Below are 21,127 nucleotides of genomic sequence, written 5' to 3'. Positions count from 1 at the left end.
TATTTGAATAGTTGGTCTTGTATCAGGATATATAGAATTGTTGCAGCGATGCTATACATCGATTGGTGTCAATAGAGCTATATATACTTCTATTTTGGTATCCCCTGGTCGAGAAATCCAGAATCAACACCAAACCAAAAGCTTCCATCTATATTGTTAAAATACATATATCTTATATTTCCACCACTTGGAACGGGGGTCTTGCTTGTGAATTTCTCTTTTTCTGTGTTAAAGGCAAAAATGATATTTGGAATCTCTCCAGTATCAGCGATCCAAAGTTGGTTATTGTTGTCCAGTGCTGTTCCATAGGGGCGTGGACTCTTACTGGGTAGTTTCCACTCTTTAAACTCCTTGGTCGTCGGAGTATAGCGACCCAAGTAGCCTTCTGGATAATCTACGTACCAAATATTGCCGGTAGGATCGATTTCCAGTCTGCGAGGGCGAGCACTTGGGCGTGGCAGGTTAACCTCATTTATGGTCATGGTTTTTGCGTCTACGTGAGCTAACTTATTGGTGCCGAATAGAGCTACCCAGGGGTTTCCCTGGGCATCAATCTTAATACCATAGGGGCGGGCATTAGCGGTTGTTGGGGTGGCACTTAGAACTTTGCCACTCTGTATATTTAGCAGGCCTATGCGGTTACTTTGCTGGGCTGTGAACCAGATATTTCCCTCTCGACTGAAGACTAACGTATGTGGGTCTTTGATACCTTCAGGCATTGGATACTGTTTAATTTCCCCATTATTGGTGTCTAATCGCCCTATATGCGCATTGCGATTACCTGCATACCAAACAATATCGTTTGAATCCACAATCAGGTTATGAGGGTGAGTACCTTCAGGTATTTCATACTGCTTAAATTCTTCAGAGGTGGGTGTAAACTTCCCGATGTAGTTACCCGCTTGTCCACAGAACCAGACATTCCCTTTACTGTCCACATGCGGGTCTCTGGGGAGCCCCTCCCAGGGCACCTTCCATTCGTTTAATTTAAGTTTGTCAGGTAAGTTATCTTCTTGAGCAACGGCGTTCGCCGATAGGAAGGGGAGTGCGGTAAATAGCATGACTAAAGTAAGATGATAAATTCGCCAGAAATGAATACGCATTTTTCCCTCCAAGAGTTATCTATGTCGGTAATCAGTCATGCTGTGGAGTAAGGTGCCTAGATATGCAGCAGTTAAAGCATAGGTGAGTTTTGGTTAGAGTTGTCTGACTCTAGTCATTATATATAGTGAGCTAAGCTTCCTCATCTCATTAAAAATACATGGTTAGCGGGAATTAATACATAAATAGATTGCTTGCTACTTTGCCAATTGGTACTTCTTGTTCACCAGTTTTACTGGCGGTTGAGAAAACTGTTGGTAGGTGTTACCACTATTTAATGGCTTAATTAGTATTTGATTTCATGAACTGCAATATTTTCGATGAAAAACTCATTCCTCAGCGCTATTTTTATAATTTTACAGTTGGATATTGAGGGCGTATATTGCGGGCCTTAGCTATAGGAGGTCATTTATGCTACAACGTCTTCGCCGGCCTGAAATTCTTTTGCTTATTCTGGCAGCTTCGATGCCGCTCTCATTTGCTGTTTGGAATACGCTACTTAATAACTTTGTCATTGAAAAGGCAGCATTTACCGGTGCAGATATTGGTCTGTTGCAAAGTGTACGTGAGATACCTGGCTTTTTAGCCTTCCTAGTAGTCTTTGTTTTACTTTTTGTCAGGGAGCAGCGGCTGGCGATAATCGCCCTGGTAGCAACTGGCCTTGGAGTGATCCTAACGGGACTGTATCCGTCATTGACCGGGTTATTACTCACTACACTTTTAATGTCTACGGGATTTCATTTTTATGAGACCTTGCAGACTTCCCTGGTGCTCCAGTGGTTTCCCAAACAAACAGCAGCAGTTTGGATGGGACGTATGGCTGCCGCAGGTTCCTTTGCTGCACTTCTGGCTTATGGTTTGGTGTGGGGTTTAATGAACTTCGCAGGTTTGGATTATTCTTGGGTTTATCTAATTGGTGGTGGCGCGACCATTGTCATTGCTTTAGGTGCCTGGGTCCTTTTCCCGCAGTTTGCTCAGCCCCATAGCCAGCATAAGAAGCTTATTCTGCGAAAACGCTATTGGCTCTATTATGCGCTCACGATGATGAGTGGGGCTCGCAGGCAAATCTTTATAGTATTCGCTGGTTTTTTGATGGTGGAAAAATTTGGATATAGTGTGGGGGAGGTTGCTGCTCTCTATACGGTGAACCACCTACTTAATTTATATATTGCGCCAAAGATCGGACAGCTTATAGTTCGGTTTGGAGAGCGTCGTATTCTCACTTTGGAATATGTAGGATTGATAATGATATTCGCCGGCTATGCGTTGGTAGAAAGTGCTGTGATAGCGGCGGCACTATATATTATTGACCATTTATTCTTTTCTATGGCAATTGCGATTAAAACCTACTTCCAGAAGATAGTTGACGAGCGGGATATCGCGGCTTCGGCTGGAGTCAGCTTTACTATTAATCATATTGCCGCAGTAGTTATCCCTGTAGTATTTGGCTTGCTCTGGCTTGTCTCTCCGCCAATGGTATTCTTTGCGGGGTCTTTAATGGCCTTAATTTCTCTTGGGTTGGCACAGCTGGTTCCAGAGCAGCCGTTGCCCGGTAATGAGGTTAGGGTTGGGCAGTACTCCGGGGCTACCTAGAAAGAGTTGAAATGGAGCTTTAGTTCCATTATCCTTGGCGGCAACTTAAACAAGACAATTTACTATGAAATACGCGCAAGAACTTCTTTCTATATGTTGCTGCCAGGCAACCCGCGTGCTTCTGTAAATGTATTCGGAAGCGCTTCCGCTTCCGAAGTGTCTTAAAAACCCGGAGCGTAAGCGCCGGGTTTTTTTATGGCCAGGTGGCAGAGAGGAAATGCGACGGTCTGCAACACCGTTTTTCACCGGTTCGAATCCGGTCCTGGCCTCCACTCTATTTATTATGTCGAACTATAGTAAATGCTCGGCAGTTTTATTTGTTTTATAGCTGTACGTATTCTTTATCTTTATCTCCTTTTGTTTGTATGTCTAGCGGGGTTTAGCTTGGATTTTCCCTGGCTGTTCTCCCAAGGACAAGGACATGCAGCTTTTAGGTCGACCCAAAAAGCCAATAGCGGTCTGGGTTATCCGGACAGACAGTGGGGCCGCATTCCGCGAAAGTTATAAGGGTATTTATAGCGGTAATGGAAAGAGCGGCAACTATGGCTATTTTGCTAAGCGCACCCTGAGAACGGAAGCCGCTAAATACGGGGTTTTCATATTGTTTGCCAAATGCACTGATAATCGCAATACCGATAATTATCATGTAGAAGATAAAGAGTGCCCAGGTGTAATAGTGATACCCCATTAGTGGATTGCCGTAGCCTGGTGTTCCGGGAATAACGTGCAGGCTGACTTGACGTAGGGCGGTGGCTGCACCAAATAGTGCTGACAGCGTGGCCAGGCTGTAGTGCATCGGGCGGCTTCCGTAGAGTAAATTTAATGTCAGGCCAAACAAGACTCCCGTGAGCCCAATTCTTTGAAGTAGGCAGAGTGGGCAGGGCATTTCCCCATCCACCAATTGAAAGTATGCAGCGATGCCGAGTACGCCACATATGATAATTATGCCTATTGCATTCAGGTCTCGAAGTGCTCTCTCCATACTCCCTATCCCATGTTTACAAGGCTAAGTTGACATTGTCGCTGGTGTGGTAACTCAGCCATAGGACACTTAGCACTAGGGCAAAAACGAATGTTGCTGTTGCGAGTGAACGATTGTTCTTTGCGGCGAGGGACATTGCCAAGAGATAGAAGAGGAATAAGAGGCTCATCATGATGAGGCGCCTTCTAGTAATGAAGTGGCACTCATTCCGGCCATCTCCTTGATCGGTTAAAAGATACTACCTATCACGATAGCTTTAGGGAGGATACGGAGCGGACCCACTTTAGTGAGCTGTTTGCCACGAATAGGCAAGTGGCACTACGCGTCTATTTTTTTGGGGGTTTAAGGTGTGGGAGCTTGGGTTGTGACTATTCTTGCTTCCAAGGTCTCACCTGATTAAAAAACAATCAAATAAATTTGTCTTTAGGGTAGTTGTTGTGGACTTTGTTTGCCAGCTGGGCTTCTTCCCTGTTTAATGCTGGCTTTGGTTTCCGGCGACTGTCGGGAAGCACTTGTCATCATTGATGCGTAAAAGAGTGGTACGTTAGGGTATCTCTGAAAATTTAGTAACTATAAAAGTAGCTAGGAGTTGTACTTATGGCACAGATCAAAGCTTTGGACAAAAAGGCACATGCCAACCTGAAACTCACCCAAGACATTACTTTTGACCATGTAAGCGGTAATCATGTTCTACCGCTGGTGGTTCAGGAGATCGTACAGGCAGCCCAGAGCTACCCGATCCTGTTTGTTAAAGATCAGAATACTGATCAATTTAAAGTTGTGGCGCTCACCGGCCTGCGCCCCGGTGAAAACCTGTTCTCCGGCGCTGATGGCTGGAATGGCAGCTACATTCCTCTTCAGGTGCGTACTTATCCGTTTGTTTTGGTGAAGAACCCAGATAATGCCGATCAGGCTGTGCTGTGCATCGACGAAGATTCCAAGATGCTGAGCGACTCTGAAGGTGAGGCGCTGTTCGATGGGGAAGGTGAGCAAACTGACTTCCTGAAGAATCGTGCCCAGGCAGTGGTTGAAACTGCACAGCGTGTTGCAGTGACTGACTCTTTTATCGAGTTCCTGGTTTCCAAGGACTTGCTGACCCAGAAGAAACTAACTCTCCGTGTGAGCGAAGATGACAAGCCTTATGATCTGACAGGTTTCTTTGTTATCGATGAAGAGAAGCTTAACAATCTGTCTGATGAAGACTTCCTGGAGCTGCGTAAGCGTGGCGCGCTGCCGGCAATCTACGCCTCTATGATGTCCTCTATGCAGGTTCAAAACCTGATTCGCAAGAAGCGTTTGAACTAATTGCACTTTGCCCGGCAGCTGTGGCTGTCGGGCGCCCCTCCTGACCGCAATAGGCGAACTCGCCAAATCTTATCTTGATCCCATCTCACACTCGTACCACTATTGTCTCCCCCTGACGCTTTAGCTCACAAATAATAAGATGAAAAACGTGGCGCGATTCTCTCTTCGCTATTGGCTCGCTTGGTTGGTTCTGTTTTACGGTGTTTGGTTGTTCCTGATTTCACAGGGTGAGAACCTGGCCCTGGCGCTCGAGCATTGGTCCATGGCGATGGCGATGGCGCTGGGTAGCTATGCCGCTGGTTCTACGCCGATGGGCGGCGGGACAGTTGGGTTTCCCGTGCTGGTGCTGTTTTTTGATATGCCGGCAAGCCTGGGTCGTGACTTTAGTTTTGCGGTTCAATCGATAGGGATGGTCAGCGCCAGTTTGTTTATTCTCTGCCGACGCCAGCAGCTGGCTTGGTCGATGTTGCGGGGGGCGCTGCTGGGCTCCCTATTGGCGACTCCCGCCGGTATCCTGCTGTTTGCCCCTCTGATACCCGAACTCTGGGTGAAACTCTCCTTTGCCGTTCTCTGGGGCAGTTTTGGCATTTTTCATTTGTATCGCCTCAGCGAAATTACTGATTGTGAGCACGCGGGGGACCCCCAGTGTCCGACTGATTTTCGTGTCGGCTTGCTATTGGGTGCTTTTGCCGGCTTTTGCGTGGTGGCAGTTACCGGTGTGGGTGTGGACATGCTGGTGTATGCGGCTCTTGTGCTGTTGAGCAGGGTGGATCTCAAGGTGGCGATCCCTACATCCGTGGTGATCATGGCATTTTGCTCGGTACTCGGAGTAATAGTGAAGTCGCTGGCGGGAGATTGGCAGCCTGGGGTGTTTGGGAATTGGCTGGCGGCGGCACCGGTAGTGGCCCTGGGGGCGCCCCTGGGTGTTTTTGTTGTTAGCTTGCTGGGACGCAAGCCGACCCTGTTGATTGTGGCCTTCCTGTGCGTTGTGCAGCTTGTGTGGACTTGTATGTCCGAGAGTGAGGCTATGAAGGGATATGGCGGCCCGCTAGTGCTGCTGGCATTGCTGTGCTGCCTGGCGGGCTTCGAGTGGCTGCGGGCACTGGGTTTGCGCAGGGAACAAGTGCGAACGCCTGCAGCAACTTCAGGTACTACTGCCCTTGAGCCCGATAGAACCGGAGCGACCGTTATGGAAGCGAATGGTGTGGTGCTGCCCAAGTAGTTGATTTTTGGATTGCGTTCGCCGGACGAACTCTGGCGAACTATTCGTAGAATCAGATAAAAAACGGTTGGGCTTTTGATTGCTGCCCAGACTTGGGCCTGCTAGATAATTTGGGAAGATGGCTGGGGCGGAAGGATTCGAACCTTCGCATGACGGGATCAAAACCCGCTGCCTTACCGCTTGGCTACGCCCCAGTTTCAAGGTTCACAAAGAATAGTCTCTGTGATTTGAAATGGTAGCAAGGGGGAGACTCGAACTCCCGACCTCAGCATTATGAGTGCTGCGCTCTAACCGGCTGAGCTACCTTGCCATTTCTTTTGTTGTCTCGGCTGTCCCGAGGGCGCGCATTATTAAACGATGGGCCGGGGGTGTCAACACTTTTTTGTATTCTTTTCAGATAGTTAGCGATTTTTTTCATCTGATGCCCGGGACTGCTCAGAACCGCGCCTGGAACTGATTGCGGCGAGGGCGGAACCGAGTACTACGGCGCCGGCGCCGGCCCAGCTGATCCAGTTGAGCGGCTCAACTGCAATATAGTTGGGCCAGATAGAGCTGATCAGCGTACTGAACAATAGGGTGATGACTGGCACTAATGACAGGGTTGCGCTGACACTGGATGCCTCCCAGTGCGCTAGTGCCTTGCTAAAAGCCCCATAGGCGATCAGCGTATTGGCGGTGAGAAATGCCAATAGCACCCACTCGAGCCAGCCCAGGTGAGAAACCTTCATTGGCTCCGCCATGGGCAGGAAGAGCAGGGTCCCTGCGATATAAATTACTACCAGTAGATCCTGGGGCGTTGCGCGGCTCAATATTTTTTTCTGGAAAAAGCCGTAAATCGCCCAGGTGACAGCGGCGATCAGGATATAGCCGAGCCCCAGCAGGTATTCGCCGCCGGCGCCACTGGTCAGCTCTTCCAGGCGCTGGTTAAAAAATAGCAGCAGCCCGATTACTACCAGTACCACGCCGCTCCACTGACGCAGAGAGAAGCGCTCTCCCAGCCAAAGCACGCTGGATATCAGCAGAAGCAGGGGGGCCAGCTGGATCACAACCTGGGCGGCACCAGGGGTGATGTAATTGAGTCCACTTGCGTAGGCGAGGTAGTTCACAAGGAGGCCGGCAACGGCGAGGAAGGTAAAAAGCAGCAAGCCGCGACTGAATAGTGGCTTGAGCTGTAATTTGCGCGCTTGTCCGTAGTAGACGCCCGCTAACAGTGCTGCACCGGCGAAGCGATACCAGGTGGCGGTACCGGGACTGATGTATTCGAGAAGCCCTTTGAGAGCGATGGGCAGGGTTGCCCACATAAATACGGTAATCAGTGCCAGCGGCAGGCCGACTTTCCAGTCTGATTGAGCCATAGAATTTACACGGGTGGCGGGCCTCCCCGGGATGGGGAGGCAAAAAAAGGAGAGGCGGTTAGACGTTAAAACGGAAGTGGATTACGTCGCCGTCGGCGACAATGTAGTCCTTGCCTTCCAGGCGCCATTTACCCGCGTCTTTAGCGCCGGCCTCACCGTTGTTGTCAATGTAATCGCTGTAGCTGATCACTTCTGCGCGAATAAAACCCTTTTCAAAATCGGTGTGGATTTTACCGGCGGCGTTGGGAGCGGTGGCGCCCAGTGGGATGGTCCAGGCACGAACTTCCTTCACGCCAGCGGTGAAGTAGGTGTGTAGGCCCAGCAGTTGGTAGCCGGCGCGGATCACGCGGTTCAGCCCCGGCTCTTCCATACCCAGTTCTTCCAGGAACTCCTGCTTCTCTTCGTCGTCCAGCTCGGCAATTTCCGCTTCGAGCTTGTTGCAGATAGGTACCAGTACCGCGTTCTCTTCAGCGGCGATAGCTGCTACAGCATCCAGGTGCGGATTGTTCTCGAAGCCATCTTCGTCCACGTTGGCGATATACATGGTGGGCTTGATAGTGAGCAGGCTCAGTTCGCGCAGGTCCGCCAGCTCGTCTTCTGAAAGCTCGAAAGAGCGCAGTGGCTTGGCTTCATCCAGGTGTGGCTGGATTTTTTCCAGCAGCGCTTTCATCTTGATCGCGTGCTTGTCCTGTCCCTTGGCGGCGCGGGTAAAGCGCTGTAGGGCCTTTTCCACGGTGTCCAGATCGGCCAGGGCCAGCTCGGTGTTGATCACCTCGATATCCGCTACCGGGTGTACCTTGTTGGCGACGTGGATAACGTTATCGTCTTCGAAGCAGCGCACAACGTGGGCGATAGCGTCGGTCTCGCGGATATTGGCGAGGAACTTGTTACCCAGGCCTTCTCCCTTGGAGGCGCCCGCAACCAGGCCGGCGATATCGGTAAATTCCATGGTGGTGGGAATTACCTTTTCCGGTTTGACGATCTCAGCCAGCTTGTCGATGCGGGGATCTGGTACCGGCACGACACCGGCATTGGGCTCGATGGTGCAGAAGGGGAAGTTTTCCGCATCGATACCCGCTTTGGTCAATGCGTTGAATAGGGTGGATTTGCCCACATTAGGTAGGCCGACAATACCGCAAGTAAAACCCATGGTGATATTTTTCCGTTTGCCCGAGGCGCATACAGCGCGCTCTGCTAATTGCGTTTGAGGTCCGGTAGTGGTTGCGCTGGCGGGATTTTGGATGGGCGGGGTGTCTCGGCCACCACAGGGTCCGGGCCAGCCGGGAAAATACCGGCAAATTTAGCGCAGCACACTATCGAGATTTCCGCGGCAAAAGGCAAGCCGGCGGGTGGGATCTATTTGTTGGTGTGCAGCGTTTTCATGGCTGCGCCCCAGTCGCCGGAAGCGGCGGTGGGCAGAACGTCGATCGAGCGATCGATCGCATCAGCCAGTGTTTCCTGTTCCGCCCTGGGGGCTCGCTGGAGTACAAACCGGGCCACTTCGCTCGAGCTGCCGGGGTGGCCAATGCCGAGTCGCAGGCGCATAAAGTTTCGGTTGTTGCCCAGTGCAGAAATGATATCCCGCAGGCCGTTGTGTCCACCGTGACCGCCGCCGGCTTTCAGGCGCGCGATACCGGGGGCCAGGTCCAGCTCATCGTGAGCGACCAGAATGGCTTCCGGGGGAATCTTGAAGAAGTTCGCCAGTGGGCCGACAGATTGGCCACTGCGATTCATATAGGTGGTGGGAATCAGCAGCCGGATATCCTGGCTGCCGACCCGCACACGGCCAGTGAGGCCGTGATATTTGCTGTCGAGGCTGAGCTGGGTGCCTTGTTGGCGGGCCAGCTCGACAACAAAGTCGGCACCGGCGTTGTGTCGCGTCCGATCGTATTCCGGTCCGGGGTTTCCCAGGCCGACAATCAACTGGATCGGAGTATCCGGTGCCGCAGCCAAGGCGATTACTCTTCGCCTTCGCCAGCTTCGGCTTCAGCTTCCACAGCGCCGCGAGGCTTGTGGATAGAAGCTACAACCAGATCGTGGTCTGCACCGTGGCTCAGTGCCACAGACTCAACACCTTCCGGCAGTTTCAGGTCGGAGATGTGCAGTACGCCGTCCATTTCCAGGTCGGCCAGGTCCACTTCGATGAACTCAGGCAGCTTGCCGGCAGGAGCGTTAACTTCCAGCTCGGTCAGGGTGTGGGAAACGATACCGCCAGCTTTAACCCCTTTGCTGCTGTCTTCGTTCAGGAAGTGCAGAGGTACTTTAACGTGTACTTTGGTGTTGGCAGATACGCGCTGGAAGTCGATGTGCAGCAGCAGGGCTTTAGCCGGGTGACGCTGCAGGTCGCGCAGGATAACTTTCTCTTCTTTGCCGTCTACGTCAACAGTCAGCATGGAGGAGAAGAAAGCTTCGTTTTCCAGAGCTTTGGTCAGGTCTTTGTGCAGCACGGAGATAGAAGCAGGCTCTGCTTCACCGCCGTAGATGATGCCGGGTACACGGCCTTCCAGGCGACGCAGGCGGCGGCTCGCACCTTTCCCTTCATCGCTGCGGGCAATGGCGTTCAATTTAATATCAGACATGGGATAAACCTCGGGTTGTCTGTCCAGAGTGACCTGCGACCGGACCGCTCTGGCATGGATGTTAAATGGGCACTGGGCCCAAAAGTAATCGCCCGGCAGTGCCGGGCGGGCGCGTATTCTACGGGAATCAGCGCTAAAGGCAAAGTGCCCCGGCATGCGGGGCGCAGGGATACCTTGATCGGCAAGTTCCTAGCGGAACATTGCGGACAGGGATTCCTCATTGCTGATGCGGCGCATGGACTCGGCCAGCATTGCAGACAGGGTCAGCTGGCGAATTTTTGGTGCCTTCTCCATTTTGTCACCCAGGGGGATGGAGTCGGTAACCACCAGCTCATCCAGAACGGAGTTGTTCAGGTTGGTGATGGCGTTGCCGGACAGTACCGGGTGGGTACAGTAAGCGACAACTTTCTCGGCGCCGTGCTCTTTCAGGGCGTTGGCGGCGTTACACAGGGTGCCGGCGGTGTCGACCATGTCGTCTACCAGCAGGCAGGTGCGGCCGCTGACTTCACCGATAATGTTCATGACTTCGGCAACATTGGCGGCCGGGCGGCGCTTGTCGATAATGGCCAGTTCGCAGTCGAGGCTCTTGGCCACGGCGCGGGCGCGCACAACACCGCCGATATCCGGGGATACCACCACCAGGTTCTGGTACTTCTGGCGCTCGATATCGTCGAGCAGGACAGAGGAGCCGTAAACGTTATCCACAGGAACGTCGAAGAAGCCTTGGATCTGTTCCGCGTGCAGGTCGACAGTCAGTACGCGGTCGATACCTACGCTCACCATCATATCGGCAACCACTTTTGCGGAAATCGGCACGCGCTGGGATCTTACGCGGCGATCCTGGCGGGCGTATCCAAAGTAGGGGACTACAGCGGTAACGCGGCCGGCGGAGGCGCGGCGCAGGGCGTCTACCAGCAGGATCAGTTCCATCAGGTTGCGGTTGGTGGGTTGGCAGGTGGATTGCACCACGAAAACGTCGCGGCCGCGTACGTTATCGGTAATTTCTACTGCAATCTCGCCGTCGGAGAAGCGCTTGACCGTGGCTTCACCCAGGGGGATCGCCATATGGTCGACAACCTTCTGTGCCAGTTCCGGGTTTGCGTTGCCGGTAAAGACCATTAAGTCAGCCACTGCGAGTTCCTTTAATTCTGTCTTGAAGTGAATTGAAGTGTAGATGCCTGCATATTTGCTAGCAGTCAGGGTTTTTGCTGCAACACTTTTGCGTTGAGCGGCGCACTGTTGCGCGGATAAAAACAGGGTTTTGGCCACAGTTTTTTTCCTTGCTCAACGGGTTGCTCTGGGTGCGTGCTCGCACAACCATCGGGCGCTTGCACTCAAGTCTGCCTTCAGGATTCTTTAAAAATTGGGGGGTGGCTCTGTAAAGCCCTGTGCGAATGGCCTGGGCCGGCTGGATCAGCGTAGACTGAATCATGTCGGAACCGGTTTTTGACTGTGCCATTGCATGTAAAGAAAGTGGCTGGGGCGGAAGGATTCGAACCTTCGCATGACGGGATCAAAACCCGCTGCCTTACCGCTTGGCTACGCCCCAGTAATGTTTCCTCAAAAATCTGAGGAGATTTTCGCTAGCGCTTGATGTGTCGGTGAAACCAATACACCCGCTGCTGTAAAACCCTGCCACGCTTCAGGCAGTTTGGCGTGTGCCTCAGTGGCCGCCTCTGCCGTAGGGAATGCTGCAAAAACGCAGCCCCCGGTGCCGGTGAGTTGTGCTGGAGCAAATTGCTCGAGCCATTCTCTGGCATCGCGTATTTCAGGGTAGAGCTTCTCAACTAATGGCTGGCAGTCATTACCGGAAAATGTTTCCAGTTTTTCGCTGCCGAGTCGCATCTCGTTGGCCTGCTCCTCGCGAAGGGCCGCTAATGTAATTGCGACTGAATCTCTTGTCAAACGTGAATCGCGAAAAATTTTTGCAGTGCTCACTTCGCAACCAGTTGAGACAACCAGGTAGTGGTGTTGCTCGGTGGTTATTGGGGTTAATTTTTCACCAACCCCTTCCGCCCAAGCGGTGCGTCCGCGCACAAAAACTGGAACATCCGCGCCCAATTGCCGCCCCAGCTCCGCCAGTTTATCGATCGATAAATTACATTGCCATAAGTGGTTGAGCCCGAGCAAAGTGGTGGCGGCATCGCTACTGCCGCCACCGATGCCGCCGCCGTGAGGCAACTTCTTTATCAACCGGATAGAGGCGCCGAGAGAATTTTGTCGGTCAGGCTCAGCTTGTTTGCGCAGTAATTGGGCTGCGCGATAAACCAGGTTGTCCTCTTCAGCTACATCCAGCTGGCCGGCATCGACACTGACAATGCCGTCGCTGCGCTCACTGAATTCTAATAAGTCGCCGAAATCGAGCAGTTGGAACAGGGTTTGTAACTCGTGATAGCCATCCGGGCGACGGCCGAGAATGCGCAGAATCAGGTTGAGTTTTGCAGGCGCGGGCAGGGTTAGCAGCATGAGGCAAAAAGAGGTTAATCAATTACAGGATCGCAATAATACCTGCATGCTGCGATTTGGGCATTCTTTATAGAGTTATGAAAAACCCCCTACAACCCCCAGTCTTTTATCACCAGGGTAACGGATACGGGGCCAGCGGGGCTGTTGGTTTGTGCTTTGATCCGGGTTGGCAGGATAAAGGGGCCTTCGCTGCGATATTCACTAAAACTCAAGGCCCAGCCGGATTGTTGCAGGCTTTGCAGCTGGCCCTGGGCGTTGCGCTGCTCGCCACTTTTGGCGCCGGGCGCAGGAAGACCGCGCACCCAGTAGAACATCTCCCGGGCGGGCAGGGGCCAGCCCAGTGCTTCCTGGGTCAGTTGTGCCGCATTGCGTGCATAAATTGGTGGCTCGCTACCGCGCACCAAACTGACGCCACCAGCTGAGCCGGTGATGACGGTAGTGCCCGCTCCGAGCGGACCGCTGAGATGAAGGCGAAAATTCTCTGCGCCGCCCTGAAGCCAGGCCAGGTTAGCACTGCCATTTTCCTTGGGAGAGCGAACCCCCAGCTTGCCCTTGAGATTCCACTGGGTAAATTCAGCTACCGTTTTAGGTACTGGATTTTCAGTGGGGGAACCTGGCTCCGGTTCCTGTTTGGTTTTTTGTCCGGCACAGGCGGAAATCATTATTGCCAGGCATGCCAGCAATAACAGATAGAATCTTCGCGCGGTTGTTTTGTCAGCTATCTGATGCATGTTGTTCCAGTGACTCTTTGATTTGTAGGCGCTTCATGGCAGCCGGAATAATTTTGCTGTGGGGATTCAGCAGAAGACCTTTTCTCCACATTTCCATGGCGGCTTCTCTGTTTCCCTGAACCCAGAGCACTTCGCCGAGGTGTGCGGCAATTTCGTGATCGGGTAACTTTTCCATCGCTTGCCGCAGGTACTTTTCCGCAGCTTCGTGATTGCCGAGACGGTATTCTATCCATCCCATGCTGTCGATAATGGCCGGGTCCTCCGGCTCGAGTTCCAAAGCACGGCTGATCAATTGGTAGGCTTCTGTGTGCCGGGATTTGTCTTCAATCAGTTTATAGCCGAGCGCGTTGAGAACTGTGGCGTTATCGGGATTTCTTTCCAGCAGGTTTCTCAAGTCCTTTTCGAATTGTTGTGCGTTGCCGAGTTGGTCATGCAGCAGCGCGCGGGTGTACATCAAGCGACCGCTGGTGCTGTTGGTTTGTAGTGCCTCGTCTACTCGCTGCAAAGCCATACTGGCTTCACCACTTTTGCGAAGTAATTCGACCTCCATCAAGTAAAAATGTTCTTCCTGAGTGGGGTGTTTTTTTCTCAGTTCAGCAAACCATTCCCGGTTAGTGCTGTACTGTCCGAGGCTCGACAGCAATTCTGTACCGCGAGTAATGGCTTCTACGTAATCACTGCCGGGGCCCACTTTGCGGAAATATTTAATTGCATTGGAAAAATCTCCAGATTTTTCTGCAATGCTGCCCAGGTAAAAATAAGCAGCGGATTCGTGCTGCTGTAATTCAAGTAGTTGGGTAAAGAGGACTTTGGCCTCGTCAGTTTGCTCGGTCTCGTACTGAATTAGGGCCAACGACAAAATCAGGTTGCCATCTTCAGGGCGCTGCTTAACCAGTTCAGCAAACTGCTTGCGTGCCAGGGCCAGGTCCTCCCGAATCAACAGGCGGGCGTACTGAAGGCGCAGGCGGCTCTCGGAGGGATGGATGCCGACGAGTCGTTCGAGAAGGGAAATGGCTTCCTTGCGCTTGCCCTGATCAACCAACAGGTGACTTTCTAGCAGTGGTGCATCCAGTTGATCTGGATGGTGCTCCTGAACGCGGCGCACCAGGGATAAAGCGCGGGCGAATTCCCTTTCGGTGCGCAGTACCATGGCATAGGCGAGCACGACCTCGTCATCGAGGGGATAGACTTTTGCCAGCCGGGCAAACTCCCGCTTGGCTTGTTCCGTGAGTTGCTCGTGCCCGATTGCGGTTGCCGCGAGAGATTGCATGGGCGGGTTGCCGCCGAGTTCCAGGGTTTTACTGGCGTGAATCAGGGCTGTCTGCAAGTCGCCGGACAAAGTCAGCTCGGCTGTGAGGGCCAGCTGTGCATCGGCGTTTTGTGGCTCAAGCTCTACCCATAGCCGGGCTGAATCCAAGGCGGCCTGGCGGGCATTTAAAAAGCGGGCAATGCGTGTAGCGCGGGCGGCGACCCCGGGATCTTTGGTGACCTCCGCCTGGTGGTAGTAATTGGCCAGTGCGACATCGTACTGTTCGCGGATACCGGCGACTTCGGCCACCAGAAGGGTGTAGAAGGTATCAATTGGGAAGGTTTTAGCTTCCGGCTCTTCTGACTCAGTGGTTTCCTTACCCTTAAGGTTGCTCGGCTCCAGTGTTGTGCTCGCGATTTCTGTAGAGGGGGTGGCCGGCGTCTGGTGCTGGGTGCAAGAAACAAGTATTACGGATGCTACAAGGGAAGCGGCAAGCTTGAGCAGGTGGCTGGAAATTCGGGCTGGAAGCTGATGTGCGCGAGGTGGGAGCATAGATCGTGTCCATACGTTACGTTGTCGCTGAAAGCGGGGTGTTACTGGCGTGTTTTAAACGATTATCGCCATATAATTCTAGTCGTGAATCGGGTTTGGAACGGTAGTGGGCAGGGGCTCTTGCCAAATCGGCGGGCAATTTTACTGCCTCATACGCTTGCAAGGGAGGCGGCTGCCTATGAAAATGCGCTCCCAGTGCGGTTTCCGCCTTTTAAGATTTAATGCTAACGGAAGTCTATGCCAATTCTTACCCTGGGTATCAACCACGATAGCGCGTCGGTCGAAGTGCGCGAGCGGGTGGCCTTTGCCCCCGAGGTGATGCCCGGCGCACTGGGAGATGCGCGAAAAGCACTGGGGTGCCGCGAGCTGGCCATCCTGTCTACCTGCAATCGCACCGAAATATACGGAAATGTGGAGTCAGAAGCCCTGTTGCAATGGCTGTCTGAATACCACCAGGTGCCCCTGGAGCAGCTCAAGGGCTGTGCCTATGTGTACAGCGATGAAGAAGCGGTACGCCATATAATGCGCGTTGCCTGTGGTCTCGATTCCCTGGTGTTGGGTGAGCCGCAGATCCTCGGCCAGATCAAGTCCGCCTATGCGGTGGCGCGGGAATCCGGCAGTGTGGGCAGTGAACTACACCGGGTTTTCCAGCGGGTGTTTACCGTCGCCAAGAAGGTTCGCACCGAAACTGCAATCGGTGAAAACCCGGTTTCTGTTGCCTACGCTGCTGTTTCTCTGGCTTCGCGTATCTTCACCGACCTGAAAAAGCAGACTGCCCTGTTGATCGGTGCGGGAGAGACTGTGGAGTTGGTTGCCCGCCATTTGCTCGATCAGGGAATCAAGCAGGTCATTGTTGCCAACCGCACATTGAGCCGGGCCCAGTTGCTCGCAGAGAGCTTTGGTGCCGAGGCAATCCTGCTTGCGGATATCCCCGAGCATCTGGCGCGTGCGGATATCGTTATCAGTTCCACCGCGAGCCAGCTGCCGATCCTGGGTAAGGGAGCGGTCGAATCGGCGCTGCGCAAGCGTCGGCACAGCCCCATGTTTATGGTGGATATTGCGGTACCCCGTGATATTGAATCGGAAGTTGGCGAGCTGGATGATGTTTATCTGTATACGGTGGACGATCTGCGCGGGGTTATTGATGAGGGCAAGCGCTCCCGTGAGAAAGCGGCGGAGGCCGCTCAGGAAATCGTAAACGCTGCAGCGGCTGAATTTACCAAAGAGAGCCGCTCTTTGGAGGCTGTGGATAGTATTCGCAGCTACCGGCAGCGAGCCCAGGAAGTGAGCACTTCCGAACTTGAACGGGTACTTTTGCAGCTGGAAAAAGGCGAGGACCCTCGTCGACTGATGGAGCAGCTCGCTCGCTCTCTCACCAATAAATTAATTCATGCACCCACCGTCAGTCTGAAAAAAGCCACGGCGGAGGGTGATATTGAGCGTTTGCGTATCGCTCGCGAGGTCGTTGGGTTGGATGATCTCACCGATATCGATTTAGAGAAAAAGCATCAATGAAAGAATCGTTACTGAATAAACTGGAAACCCTGCTTGAGCGCCATGAGGAAGTATCTGCGCTGTTGGGCGACGCCGACGTAATTGCTGATCAGGATCAATTCCGCGATCTTTCCCGCGAGTATTCTGAGCTGGAAGAAGTGGTTAAATGCTACGGCGCTTACAAACAGTTGCAGGAAGATATGGTCGCGGCTCGGGAGATGCTGGGGGAAGATGACCCGGAAATGCGCGAAATGGCTCAGGAAGAGCTGCGCGAGGCTGAAGGTCAAGTGGAGCCGCTGGAGCGAGAGCTACAGACTTTGCTGTTGCCGCGCGATCCTAACGACAGAAAAAATGTCTTTCTGGAAATTCGCGCAGGAACCGGTGGTGATGAAGCAGCTATTTTCTCCGGTGATCTGTTCCGCATGTACTCTCGCTATGCGGAGAAGCAGGGATGGCGAATAGAAATTGTCAGCGAAAATCTCGGTGAGCACGGCGGCTATAAGGAAATTATCACCCGTGTCGCCGGTGAAGATGTCTACGCAAAATTAAAATTTGAGTCCGGTGCGCACCGGGTACAAAGGGTTCCTGAAACAGAATCCCAGGGTCGTATTCACACTTCGGCTTGTACGGTCGCGGTGATGCCGGAGCCGGATGAGCGCGATGCGATTGAAATTAATAAAGCGGATTTACGTGTGGATACCTACCGTGCATCCGGTGCCGGTGGTCAGCACGTTAACAAAACCGATTCTGCGGTGCGCTTAACCCATATTCCCACGGGGATTGTGGTGGAGTGTCAGGACGAGCGCTCCCAGCACAAGAACAAAGCCAAGGCGATGGCACTGTTGCAAGCGAAGCTCAATACTGCGCAGGAAACGGCGGCGGCCCAGGAAATTTCCGATGCCCGCCGCAGCCTGGTGGGCAGCGGTGATCGCTCTGAGCGAATCCGTACCTACAACTATCCCCAGGGCCGGGTTACCGATCACCGTATCGGCCTCACTCTCTACAAACTCGATGAGATTATGCAGGGGTCTCTGGGGGAGGTGATCGGGCCATTGCGCACGGAATACCAGGCCGACCAGTTGGCGGCCCTGGCCCAATAAATCCAGATTTTTTACGCCGCCTCGAGCGGCGTTTTTATAGGTTTTTCTCCATGACCAGCGTCAAGGAAAATATCGCACGCTGCGCCCAATTAACCGATAGCGACAGCGCGCGCCTGGATGCAGAGCTTCTGCTCGGCAGTGTGTTGGGGCGCGAGCGCACCTGGCTCTATACCTGGCCGGAATACGAATTAAGTGAAGCCGAGCAAGTGCGCTATGAGCAGTTGCTTAAGCGCCGGCAAGCGGGCGAGCCGGTGGCACACCTTATCGGTGAGCGCGAGTTTTGGTCCCTGCCGCTAAAGGTGGATTCCTCCACCCTGATCCCCCGCCCGGACACTGAATTATTGGTGGAGACGGCGCTGGAGTTTTTCCCCCAGGGCAGGTTGCGAGCACTGGACCTGGGCACTGGCACTGGTGCTATTGCACTGGCTCTGGCATCGGAGCGACCGGGATGGGAAATTATTGCAGCGGAGAAATCACCCGCTGCGGTAGCACTGGCAGAGGAAAACCGGCGCTCCCTCAAGTTGCAAAATGTGCAAGTTATCCAGAGCGATTGGTTTTCCAGTTTGGAGCCACAGCCGTTTTCCCTGATCGTTAGCAACCCTCCCTATATCGATGCATCTGACCCGCACTTGGTGCAGGGCGATGTGCGCTTTGAGCCCCGCACTGCGTTGGTGGCAGAGCGACAGGGTTTGGCAGATATTGAGCATATCGCCACAACCGCTAGTGATTACCTGGAAAACGATGGCTGGCTAATGGTGGAGCACGGTTGGCAGCAAGCTGAGAGCGTGAGGGATATTTTTTCTGCGGCGGGGTTGAATAAAGTTTCAAGTCGCAGGGATTATTCCGGTTGGGAGCGAATTACCTTAGGGCAAAAATAGTTATACCTGCGGAGCTGCCACAGGGATTTGAGGAGGGAGCCTATGCATGATCATGTCCACCACCGAACCGGCAATGGGGCTTTGCGCCCATTAATTATTGCACTGGTTCTCACTCTCAGTTTTTCCATAGTTGAAGCCATAGGTGGATGGCTATCTGGCTCACTGGCATTGCTCGGCGATGCCGCCCATATGCTGACCGATACTTTTGCCCTGGCACTGGGGGCTATTGCCGCAGTGCTGGCGAAAAAGCCCGCTGATCGGGAATTGTCGTTTGGCTGGGGGCGAGCGGAGGTCTTAGCTGCGGTAACCAACGGCCTGATTATGCTACTGATCGTGGTCGGTATTTCTTTTATGGCCATTGATAGGTTGCGCAATCCCCAGCCGGTGCACGGCAGTACGGTGATGTTGATTGCGGCCATGGGGTTGCTGATTAATATTCTGGCGGCCTGGGTTTTACTAAAAGGCGAGCGCACGCTCAATATTCGCGGTGCGCTTTTGCATGTGATGGGCGATATGCTGGGCTCTGTTGCGGCACTAGCTTCCGGAGCTGTGATTTATTTTACCGGTTGGGTACCCATCGACCCCCTGCTTTCATTGCTTATTTGCCTGTTAATCCTGGTTTCCTGCGTGCGACTGCTCAGGGATGCGATCGATGTATTGATGGAGCGGGTACCCAGGGAGTTGAGCCTTCCGGTTGTGGGCGAGACATTGGCGGCGGTAACCGGGGTACGCTCTGTGCACGATCTCCATATTTGGCGCTTGGATTCCAGTACTATTTCCCTGTCGGCCCATATTGTGGTGGATGACTTGCAGGCTTGGCCCAGCGTACTGGAGCGCTTGCGGGAAACCCTGGTCAAGCGCTTCGATATCGACCATATCACCCTTCAACCGGAACCTTTGGCAATGCCCGAAGTGACGGTGATCGATAAGGTCAGTGATTAACAGGTGGGGATTTACTCCTCACCTTCTGTCGGCGGTTGGCGGTTTTCTGGGGTGGCTGGTACTTTGCTCTCTGATTTGTCAGCGACCGATTCTTCCGCTACTACTTCCTGGGGCTGGCTGATTTGTTCCTGGGGAGCCTGGATACCGATATGGTAGGCGGCAAATCCCGGTTGCACGACCTGGTTTAATGCCATACCGAGAATACGGCCGTTGTGCTCAGAGCGAATTTCTGTGCGCACATTGGTAATAGGGTTGGTTACTGTTCCCAGCAAGTCGCCTTTACGCACAAACTCACCGAGCTGTACCTCACTAAAGATAACCCCGCCAGTCGATGTCCGCTGCCAAGTGGAGGTGTAGTAAACCGGTTCGGGATCGCCCCAGAGGCGGAATTTACTCACCATACCCAGTTGGTTGAGCAGAGTGCGTATACCTTTCACGCTGTGACTTACCGATAGTTCATCCAACACCATGGGTGCTCCGGCTTCCAGAGTGACGGTGGGGATACCAGCCTCCACAGCGGCGCGGCGCAGGGTACCCTTGGCTCCGGCGCTGTGCAGTACCACAGTGGAGCCAAAACCCTGGGTCATTTTCACTACCTTGGGATTGGTTAAGTCGCCGCGCAACTGTGGCAAGTTGGTGCGATAAAAAGAACCCGTATGCAAGTCCACCACGGCGTTACAGTGGCTGATCACTTCGTGGAAAAATGAATTGGCAATTCGCGAGGCCGAAGAGCCATTGGGATCGCCGGGGAAGTGCCGGTTCAGGTCGCGTCGATCAGTCAGGTAGCGGGAGCCTCGATGGAAGCCTTGCAGGTTGACGATGGGTACGCCAATTACCGCACCGCTCAAATGGTCTGCGTCCAGGTCGTACATAACCCGCCGCACAGTTTCCACACCGTTCAACTCATCACCGTGCACCGCCGCAGTAAGGCAGAGAACCGGCCCTGGCTTGGCGCCGTTAACCACCAATACAGCGGTGGGGCTATAGACCCCTTCGAAGTGTTGGCTGGGAGACCAGGCCAGGCGCGTAGAGGTCGCAGGGGGAACCTCTGAGCCTAACAATCGCAGCGGCTTGGCAGTCTCTCCCGGAACCAGGGAGATGGTGCCGGGCTCCGGTAATTCGGGTTGAGGTTTAACTGTTTCAGTTTCTTTATCGGCAGTGGGAGCAGTCTCGGTGGGAGCTGCCGGTTTATCCAGTTCCTGGATAGGTTGGTCCAGCTCCAGATTTTCCGCTTGGGGCAGGGAAACTTCTTCAGAACCAGCATCTATCGACTGGGATTGCTCTTCAGTAGGGGCAACGTTGGTGGGTGGCCCCAGCTCTGTGATCACCGGTTGGTCCAGCTGCATATTGGCAGCCTGGGGGACCGCTTCTGTCTCTTCGCCTGTGCTGTCGTTGGCGCTCAGGGCCTGGGTGGATGAAAGCAGTAAAGCCAGGCTTAACAGGTGTCGGGTCCTTCGGGAGGATTGGCGCGGGATCATTCGGCACTCCGGTCAACTTCGTATATCTGGGTGTGCCGGAGAGCCTTGTGTCCGGCACAGATTGGGACTTTGGAGCGCCAGTATAGTCAATACGTTCCCG

At 53.5% G+C, this 21,127-nt stretch carries 19 protein-coding genes and 4 tRNA genes; 8 read left to right on the top strand and 15 right to left on the bottom strand.

The window, feature by feature from the left end:
• Positions 1 to 89: 89 nt before the first annotated feature.
• Entirely contained in the window at positions 90 to 1,103 is a 1,014-nt protein-coding gene (locus ACJJIW_RS01305) for a Vgb family protein (RefSeq protein ID WP_444936504.1), read from the bottom strand.
• Positions 1,104 to 1,512: 409 nt separating this feature from the next.
• Here ACJJIW_RS01305 and ACJJIW_RS01300 point away from each other — a divergent pair, with 409 nt between their 5' ends.
• Complete coding sequence (locus tag ACJJIW_RS01300; RefSeq protein ID WP_444936503.1) at positions 1,513 to 2,694, top strand: MFS transporter; 1,182 nt, start codon at positions 1,513 to 1,515, stop codon at positions 2,692 to 2,694.
• 197 nt (positions 2,695 to 2,891) lie between these two features.
• Positions 2,892 to 2,966 (top strand) — tRNA-Cys (locus ACJJIW_RS01295).
• 158 nt (positions 2,967 to 3,124) lie between these two features.
• On the opposite strand, the gene ACJJIW_RS01290 is transcribed toward ACJJIW_RS01295, so the two are convergent.
• Together ACJJIW_RS01290 and ACJJIW_RS01285 are read right to left on the bottom strand one after the other, a co-directional pair.
• Entirely contained in the window at positions 3,125 to 3,676 is a 552-nt protein-coding gene (locus tag ACJJIW_RS01290; RefSeq protein WP_282933948.1) for a disulfide bond formation protein B, read from the bottom strand.
• Positions 3,677 to 3,692: 16 nt separating this feature from the next.
• Positions 3,693 to 3,845 (bottom strand): DUF5993 family protein, encoded by a 153-nt coding sequence (locus tag ACJJIW_RS01285; RefSeq protein ID WP_353057067.1) that lies wholly within the window; start codon positions 3,843 to 3,845, stop codon positions 3,693 to 3,695.
• Positions 3,846 to 4,273: 428 nt separating this feature from the next.
• On the opposite strand from ACJJIW_RS01285, the gene ACJJIW_RS01280 reads away from it, so the two are divergent.
• Both ACJJIW_RS01280 and ACJJIW_RS01275 read left to right on the top strand, forming a co-directional pair.
• Complete coding sequence (locus ACJJIW_RS01280) at positions 4,274 to 4,981, top strand: SapC family protein (RefSeq protein WP_282933947.1); 708 nt, start codon at positions 4,274 to 4,276, stop codon at positions 4,979 to 4,981.
• A 139-nt stretch (positions 4,982 to 5,120) separates the two neighbouring features.
• The gene (locus tag ACJJIW_RS01275; protein ID WP_282933946.1) at positions 5,121 to 6,203 is read left to right on the top strand and encodes a sulfite exporter TauE/SafE family protein; all 1,083 of its coding nucleotides are present in this window, start codon (positions 5,121 to 5,123) and stop codon (positions 6,201 to 6,203) included.
• A 119-nt stretch (positions 6,204 to 6,322) separates the two neighbouring features.
• Here ACJJIW_RS01275 and ACJJIW_RS01270 read toward each other — a convergent pair.
• The 11 genes from ACJJIW_RS01270 to ACJJIW_RS01220 all read right to left on the bottom strand — a co-directional run bounded on the left by ACJJIW_RS01270 (position 6,323) and on the right by ACJJIW_RS01220 (position 15,135).
• Positions 6,323 to 6,397 (bottom strand) — tRNA-Gln (locus ACJJIW_RS01270).
• Positions 6,398 to 6,436: 39 nt separating this feature from the next.
• Positions 6,437 to 6,513, bottom strand: a tRNA-Met gene (locus ACJJIW_RS01265).
• A gap of 91 nt (positions 6,514 to 6,604) precedes the next feature.
• Positions 6,605 to 7,558: a DMT family transporter gene (locus ACJJIW_RS01260; protein ID WP_282933945.1), complete on the bottom strand. Its 954-nt coding sequence runs from the start codon at positions 7,556 to 7,558 to the stop codon at positions 6,605 to 6,607.
• Between the two features lie 58 nt (positions 7,559 to 7,616).
• Positions 7,617 to 8,708 carry a redox-regulated ATPase YchF gene (ychF, locus tag ACJJIW_RS01255; RefSeq protein WP_282933944.1) on the bottom strand — a complete coding sequence of 364 codons (1,092 nt, stop codon included), beginning with the start codon at positions 8,706 to 8,708 and terminating at the stop codon, positions 7,617 to 7,619.
• A gap of 206 nt (positions 8,709 to 8,914) precedes the next feature.
• Positions 8,915 to 9,511: an aminoacyl-tRNA hydrolase gene (gene pth, locus ACJJIW_RS01250; RefSeq protein ID WP_282933943.1), complete on the bottom strand. Its 597-nt coding sequence runs from the start codon at positions 9,509 to 9,511 to the stop codon at positions 8,915 to 8,917.
• Positions 9,512 to 9,516: 5 nt separating this feature from the next.
• Positions 9,517 to 10,137 carry a 50S ribosomal protein L25/general stress protein Ctc gene (locus tag ACJJIW_RS01245; RefSeq protein WP_282933942.1) on the bottom strand — a complete coding sequence of 207 codons (621 nt, stop codon included), beginning with the start codon at positions 10,135 to 10,137 and terminating at the stop codon, positions 9,517 to 9,519.
• A 189-nt stretch (positions 10,138 to 10,326) separates the two neighbouring features.
• Complete coding sequence (locus tag ACJJIW_RS01240; protein WP_282934570.1) at positions 10,327 to 11,256, bottom strand: ribose-phosphate pyrophosphokinase; 930 nt, start codon at positions 11,254 to 11,256, stop codon at positions 10,327 to 10,329.
• 355 nt (positions 11,257 to 11,611) lie between these two features.
• Positions 11,612 to 11,686, bottom strand: a tRNA-Gln gene (locus ACJJIW_RS01235).
• An 11-nt stretch (positions 11,687 to 11,697) separates the two neighbouring features.
• Positions 11,698 to 12,603, bottom strand: coding sequence for a 4-(cytidine 5'-diphospho)-2-C-methyl-D-erythritol kinase (gene ispE, locus ACJJIW_RS01230; RefSeq protein ID WP_444936502.1), 906 nt, complete (start codon positions 12,601 to 12,603; stop codon positions 11,698 to 11,700).
• An 89-nt stretch (positions 12,604 to 12,692) separates the two neighbouring features.
• Positions 12,693 to 13,334 carry a lipoprotein insertase outer membrane protein LolB gene (gene lolB, locus ACJJIW_RS01225; protein ID WP_444907463.1) on the bottom strand — a complete coding sequence of 214 codons (642 nt, stop codon included), beginning with the start codon at positions 13,332 to 13,334 and terminating at the stop codon, positions 12,693 to 12,695.
• Complete coding sequence (locus tag ACJJIW_RS01220; protein ID WP_444936501.1) at positions 13,318 to 15,135, bottom strand: tetratricopeptide repeat protein; 1,818 nt, start codon at positions 15,133 to 15,135, stop codon at positions 13,318 to 13,320. The genes lolB and ACJJIW_RS01220 overlap by 17 nt, the downstream gene beginning before the upstream one ends.
• Before the next feature lie 237 nt (positions 15,136 to 15,372).
• Between ACJJIW_RS01220 and hemA the strand changes: the two genes are divergently transcribed.
• From hemA to ACJJIW_RS01200, 4 genes are read left to right on the top strand one after another with little or no spacing between them, the layout of a single operon-like run.
• The gene (hemA, locus tag ACJJIW_RS01215; RefSeq protein WP_444936500.1) at positions 15,373 to 16,650 is read left to right on the top strand and encodes a glutamyl-tRNA reductase; all 1,278 of its coding nucleotides are present in this window, start codon (positions 15,373 to 15,375) and stop codon (positions 16,648 to 16,650) included.
• Complete coding sequence (gene prfA, locus ACJJIW_RS01210; RefSeq protein ID WP_282933938.1) at positions 16,647 to 17,729, top strand: peptide chain release factor 1; 1,083 nt, start codon at positions 16,647 to 16,649, stop codon at positions 17,727 to 17,729. The genes hemA and prfA overlap by 4 nt, the downstream gene beginning before the upstream one ends.
• Positions 17,730 to 17,779: 50 nt before the next feature.
• Positions 17,780 to 18,607 (top strand): peptide chain release factor N(5)-glutamine methyltransferase, encoded by an 828-nt coding sequence (gene prmC, locus ACJJIW_RS01205; protein ID WP_444936499.1) that lies wholly within the window; start codon positions 17,780 to 17,782, stop codon positions 18,605 to 18,607.
• 42 nt (positions 18,608 to 18,649) lie between these two features.
• On the top strand, positions 18,650 to 19,549 hold the full coding sequence (locus ACJJIW_RS01200) for a cation diffusion facilitator family transporter (RefSeq protein ID WP_444892994.1): 900 nt from the start codon (positions 18,650 to 18,652) through the stop codon (positions 19,547 to 19,549).
• Positions 19,550 to 19,560: 11 nt separating this feature from the next.
• On the opposite strand, the gene ACJJIW_RS01195 is transcribed toward ACJJIW_RS01200, so the two are convergent.
• Positions 19,561 to 21,027 carry a succinylglutamate desuccinylase/aspartoacylase family protein gene (locus tag ACJJIW_RS01195; protein WP_444936498.1) on the bottom strand — a complete coding sequence of 489 codons (1,467 nt, stop codon included), beginning with the start codon at positions 21,025 to 21,027 and terminating at the stop codon, positions 19,561 to 19,563.
• Between the last annotated feature and the right edge of the window lie 100 nt (positions 21,028 to 21,127).

Source organism: Microbulbifer maximicatervae (SeqCode) (genome assembly GCF_052467815.1).
This window is presented reverse-complemented; position numbering and strand designations above follow the sequence as displayed.

Bases quoted from the DNA above. Each gene is read 5' to 3' on its own strand.
- hemA (WP_444936500.1), top strand. From the start codon at position 15,373: ATGCCAATTCTTACCCTGGGTATCAACCACGATAGCGCGTCGGTCGAA.
- ychF (WP_282933944.1), bottom strand. From the start codon at position 8,708: ATGGGTTTTACTTGCGGTATTGTCGGCCTACCTAATGTGGGCAAATCC.
- ACJJIW_RS01300 (WP_444936503.1), top strand. From the start codon at position 1,513: ATGCTACAACGTCTTCGCCGGCCTGAAATTCTTTTGCTTATTCTGGCA.
- ACJJIW_RS01245 (WP_282933942.1), bottom strand. From the start codon at position 10,137: ATGTCTGATATTAAATTGAACGCCATTGCCCGCAGCGATGAAGGGAAA.
- ACJJIW_RS01280 (WP_282933947.1), top strand. From the start codon at position 4,274: ATGGCACAGATCAAAGCTTTGGACAAAAAGGCACATGCCAACCTGAAA.
- prfA (WP_282933938.1), top strand. From the start codon at position 16,647: ATGAAAGAATCGTTACTGAATAAACTGGAAACCCTGCTTGAGCGCCAT.
- ACJJIW_RS01240 (WP_282934570.1), bottom strand. From the start codon at position 11,256: ATGGTCTTTACCGGCAACGCAAACCCGGAACTGGCACAGAAGGTTGTC.
- lolB (WP_444907463.1), bottom strand. From the start codon at position 13,334: ATGCATCAGATAGCTGACAAAACAACCGCGCGAAGATTCTATCTGTTA.
- ACJJIW_RS01200 (WP_444892994.1), top strand. From the start codon at position 18,650: ATGCATGATCATGTCCACCACCGAACCGGCAATGGGGCTTTGCGCCCA.
- ACJJIW_RS01220 (WP_444936501.1), bottom strand. From the start codon at position 15,135: ATGCTCCCACCTCGCGCACATCAGCTTCCAGCCCGAATTTCCAGCCAC.
- ispE (WP_444936502.1), bottom strand. From the start codon at position 12,603: ATGCTGCTAACCCTGCCCGCGCCTGCAAAACTCAACCTGATTCTGCGC.
- ACJJIW_RS01285 (WP_353057067.1), bottom strand. From the start codon at position 3,845: ATGAGCCTCTTATTCCTCTTCTATCTCTTGGCAATGTCCCTCGCCGCA.
- ACJJIW_RS01260 (WP_282933945.1), bottom strand. From the start codon at position 7,558: ATGGCTCAATCAGACTGGAAAGTCGGCCTGCCGCTGGCACTGATTACC.
- prmC (WP_444936499.1), top strand. From the start codon at position 17,780: ATGACCAGCGTCAAGGAAAATATCGCACGCTGCGCCCAATTAACCGAT.
- ACJJIW_RS01290 (WP_282933948.1), bottom strand. From the start codon at position 3,676: ATGGAGAGAGCACTTCGAGACCTGAATGCAATAGGCATAATTATCATA.
- ACJJIW_RS01305 (WP_444936504.1), bottom strand. From the start codon at position 1,103: ATGCGTATTCATTTCTGGCGAATTTATCATCTTACTTTAGTCATGCTA.
- ACJJIW_RS01275 (WP_282933946.1), top strand. From the start codon at position 5,121: ATGAAAAACGTGGCGCGATTCTCTCTTCGCTATTGGCTCGCTTGGTTG.
- ACJJIW_RS01195 (WP_444936498.1), bottom strand. From the start codon at position 21,027: ATGATCCCGCGCCAATCCTCCCGAAGGACCCGACACCTGTTAAGCCTG.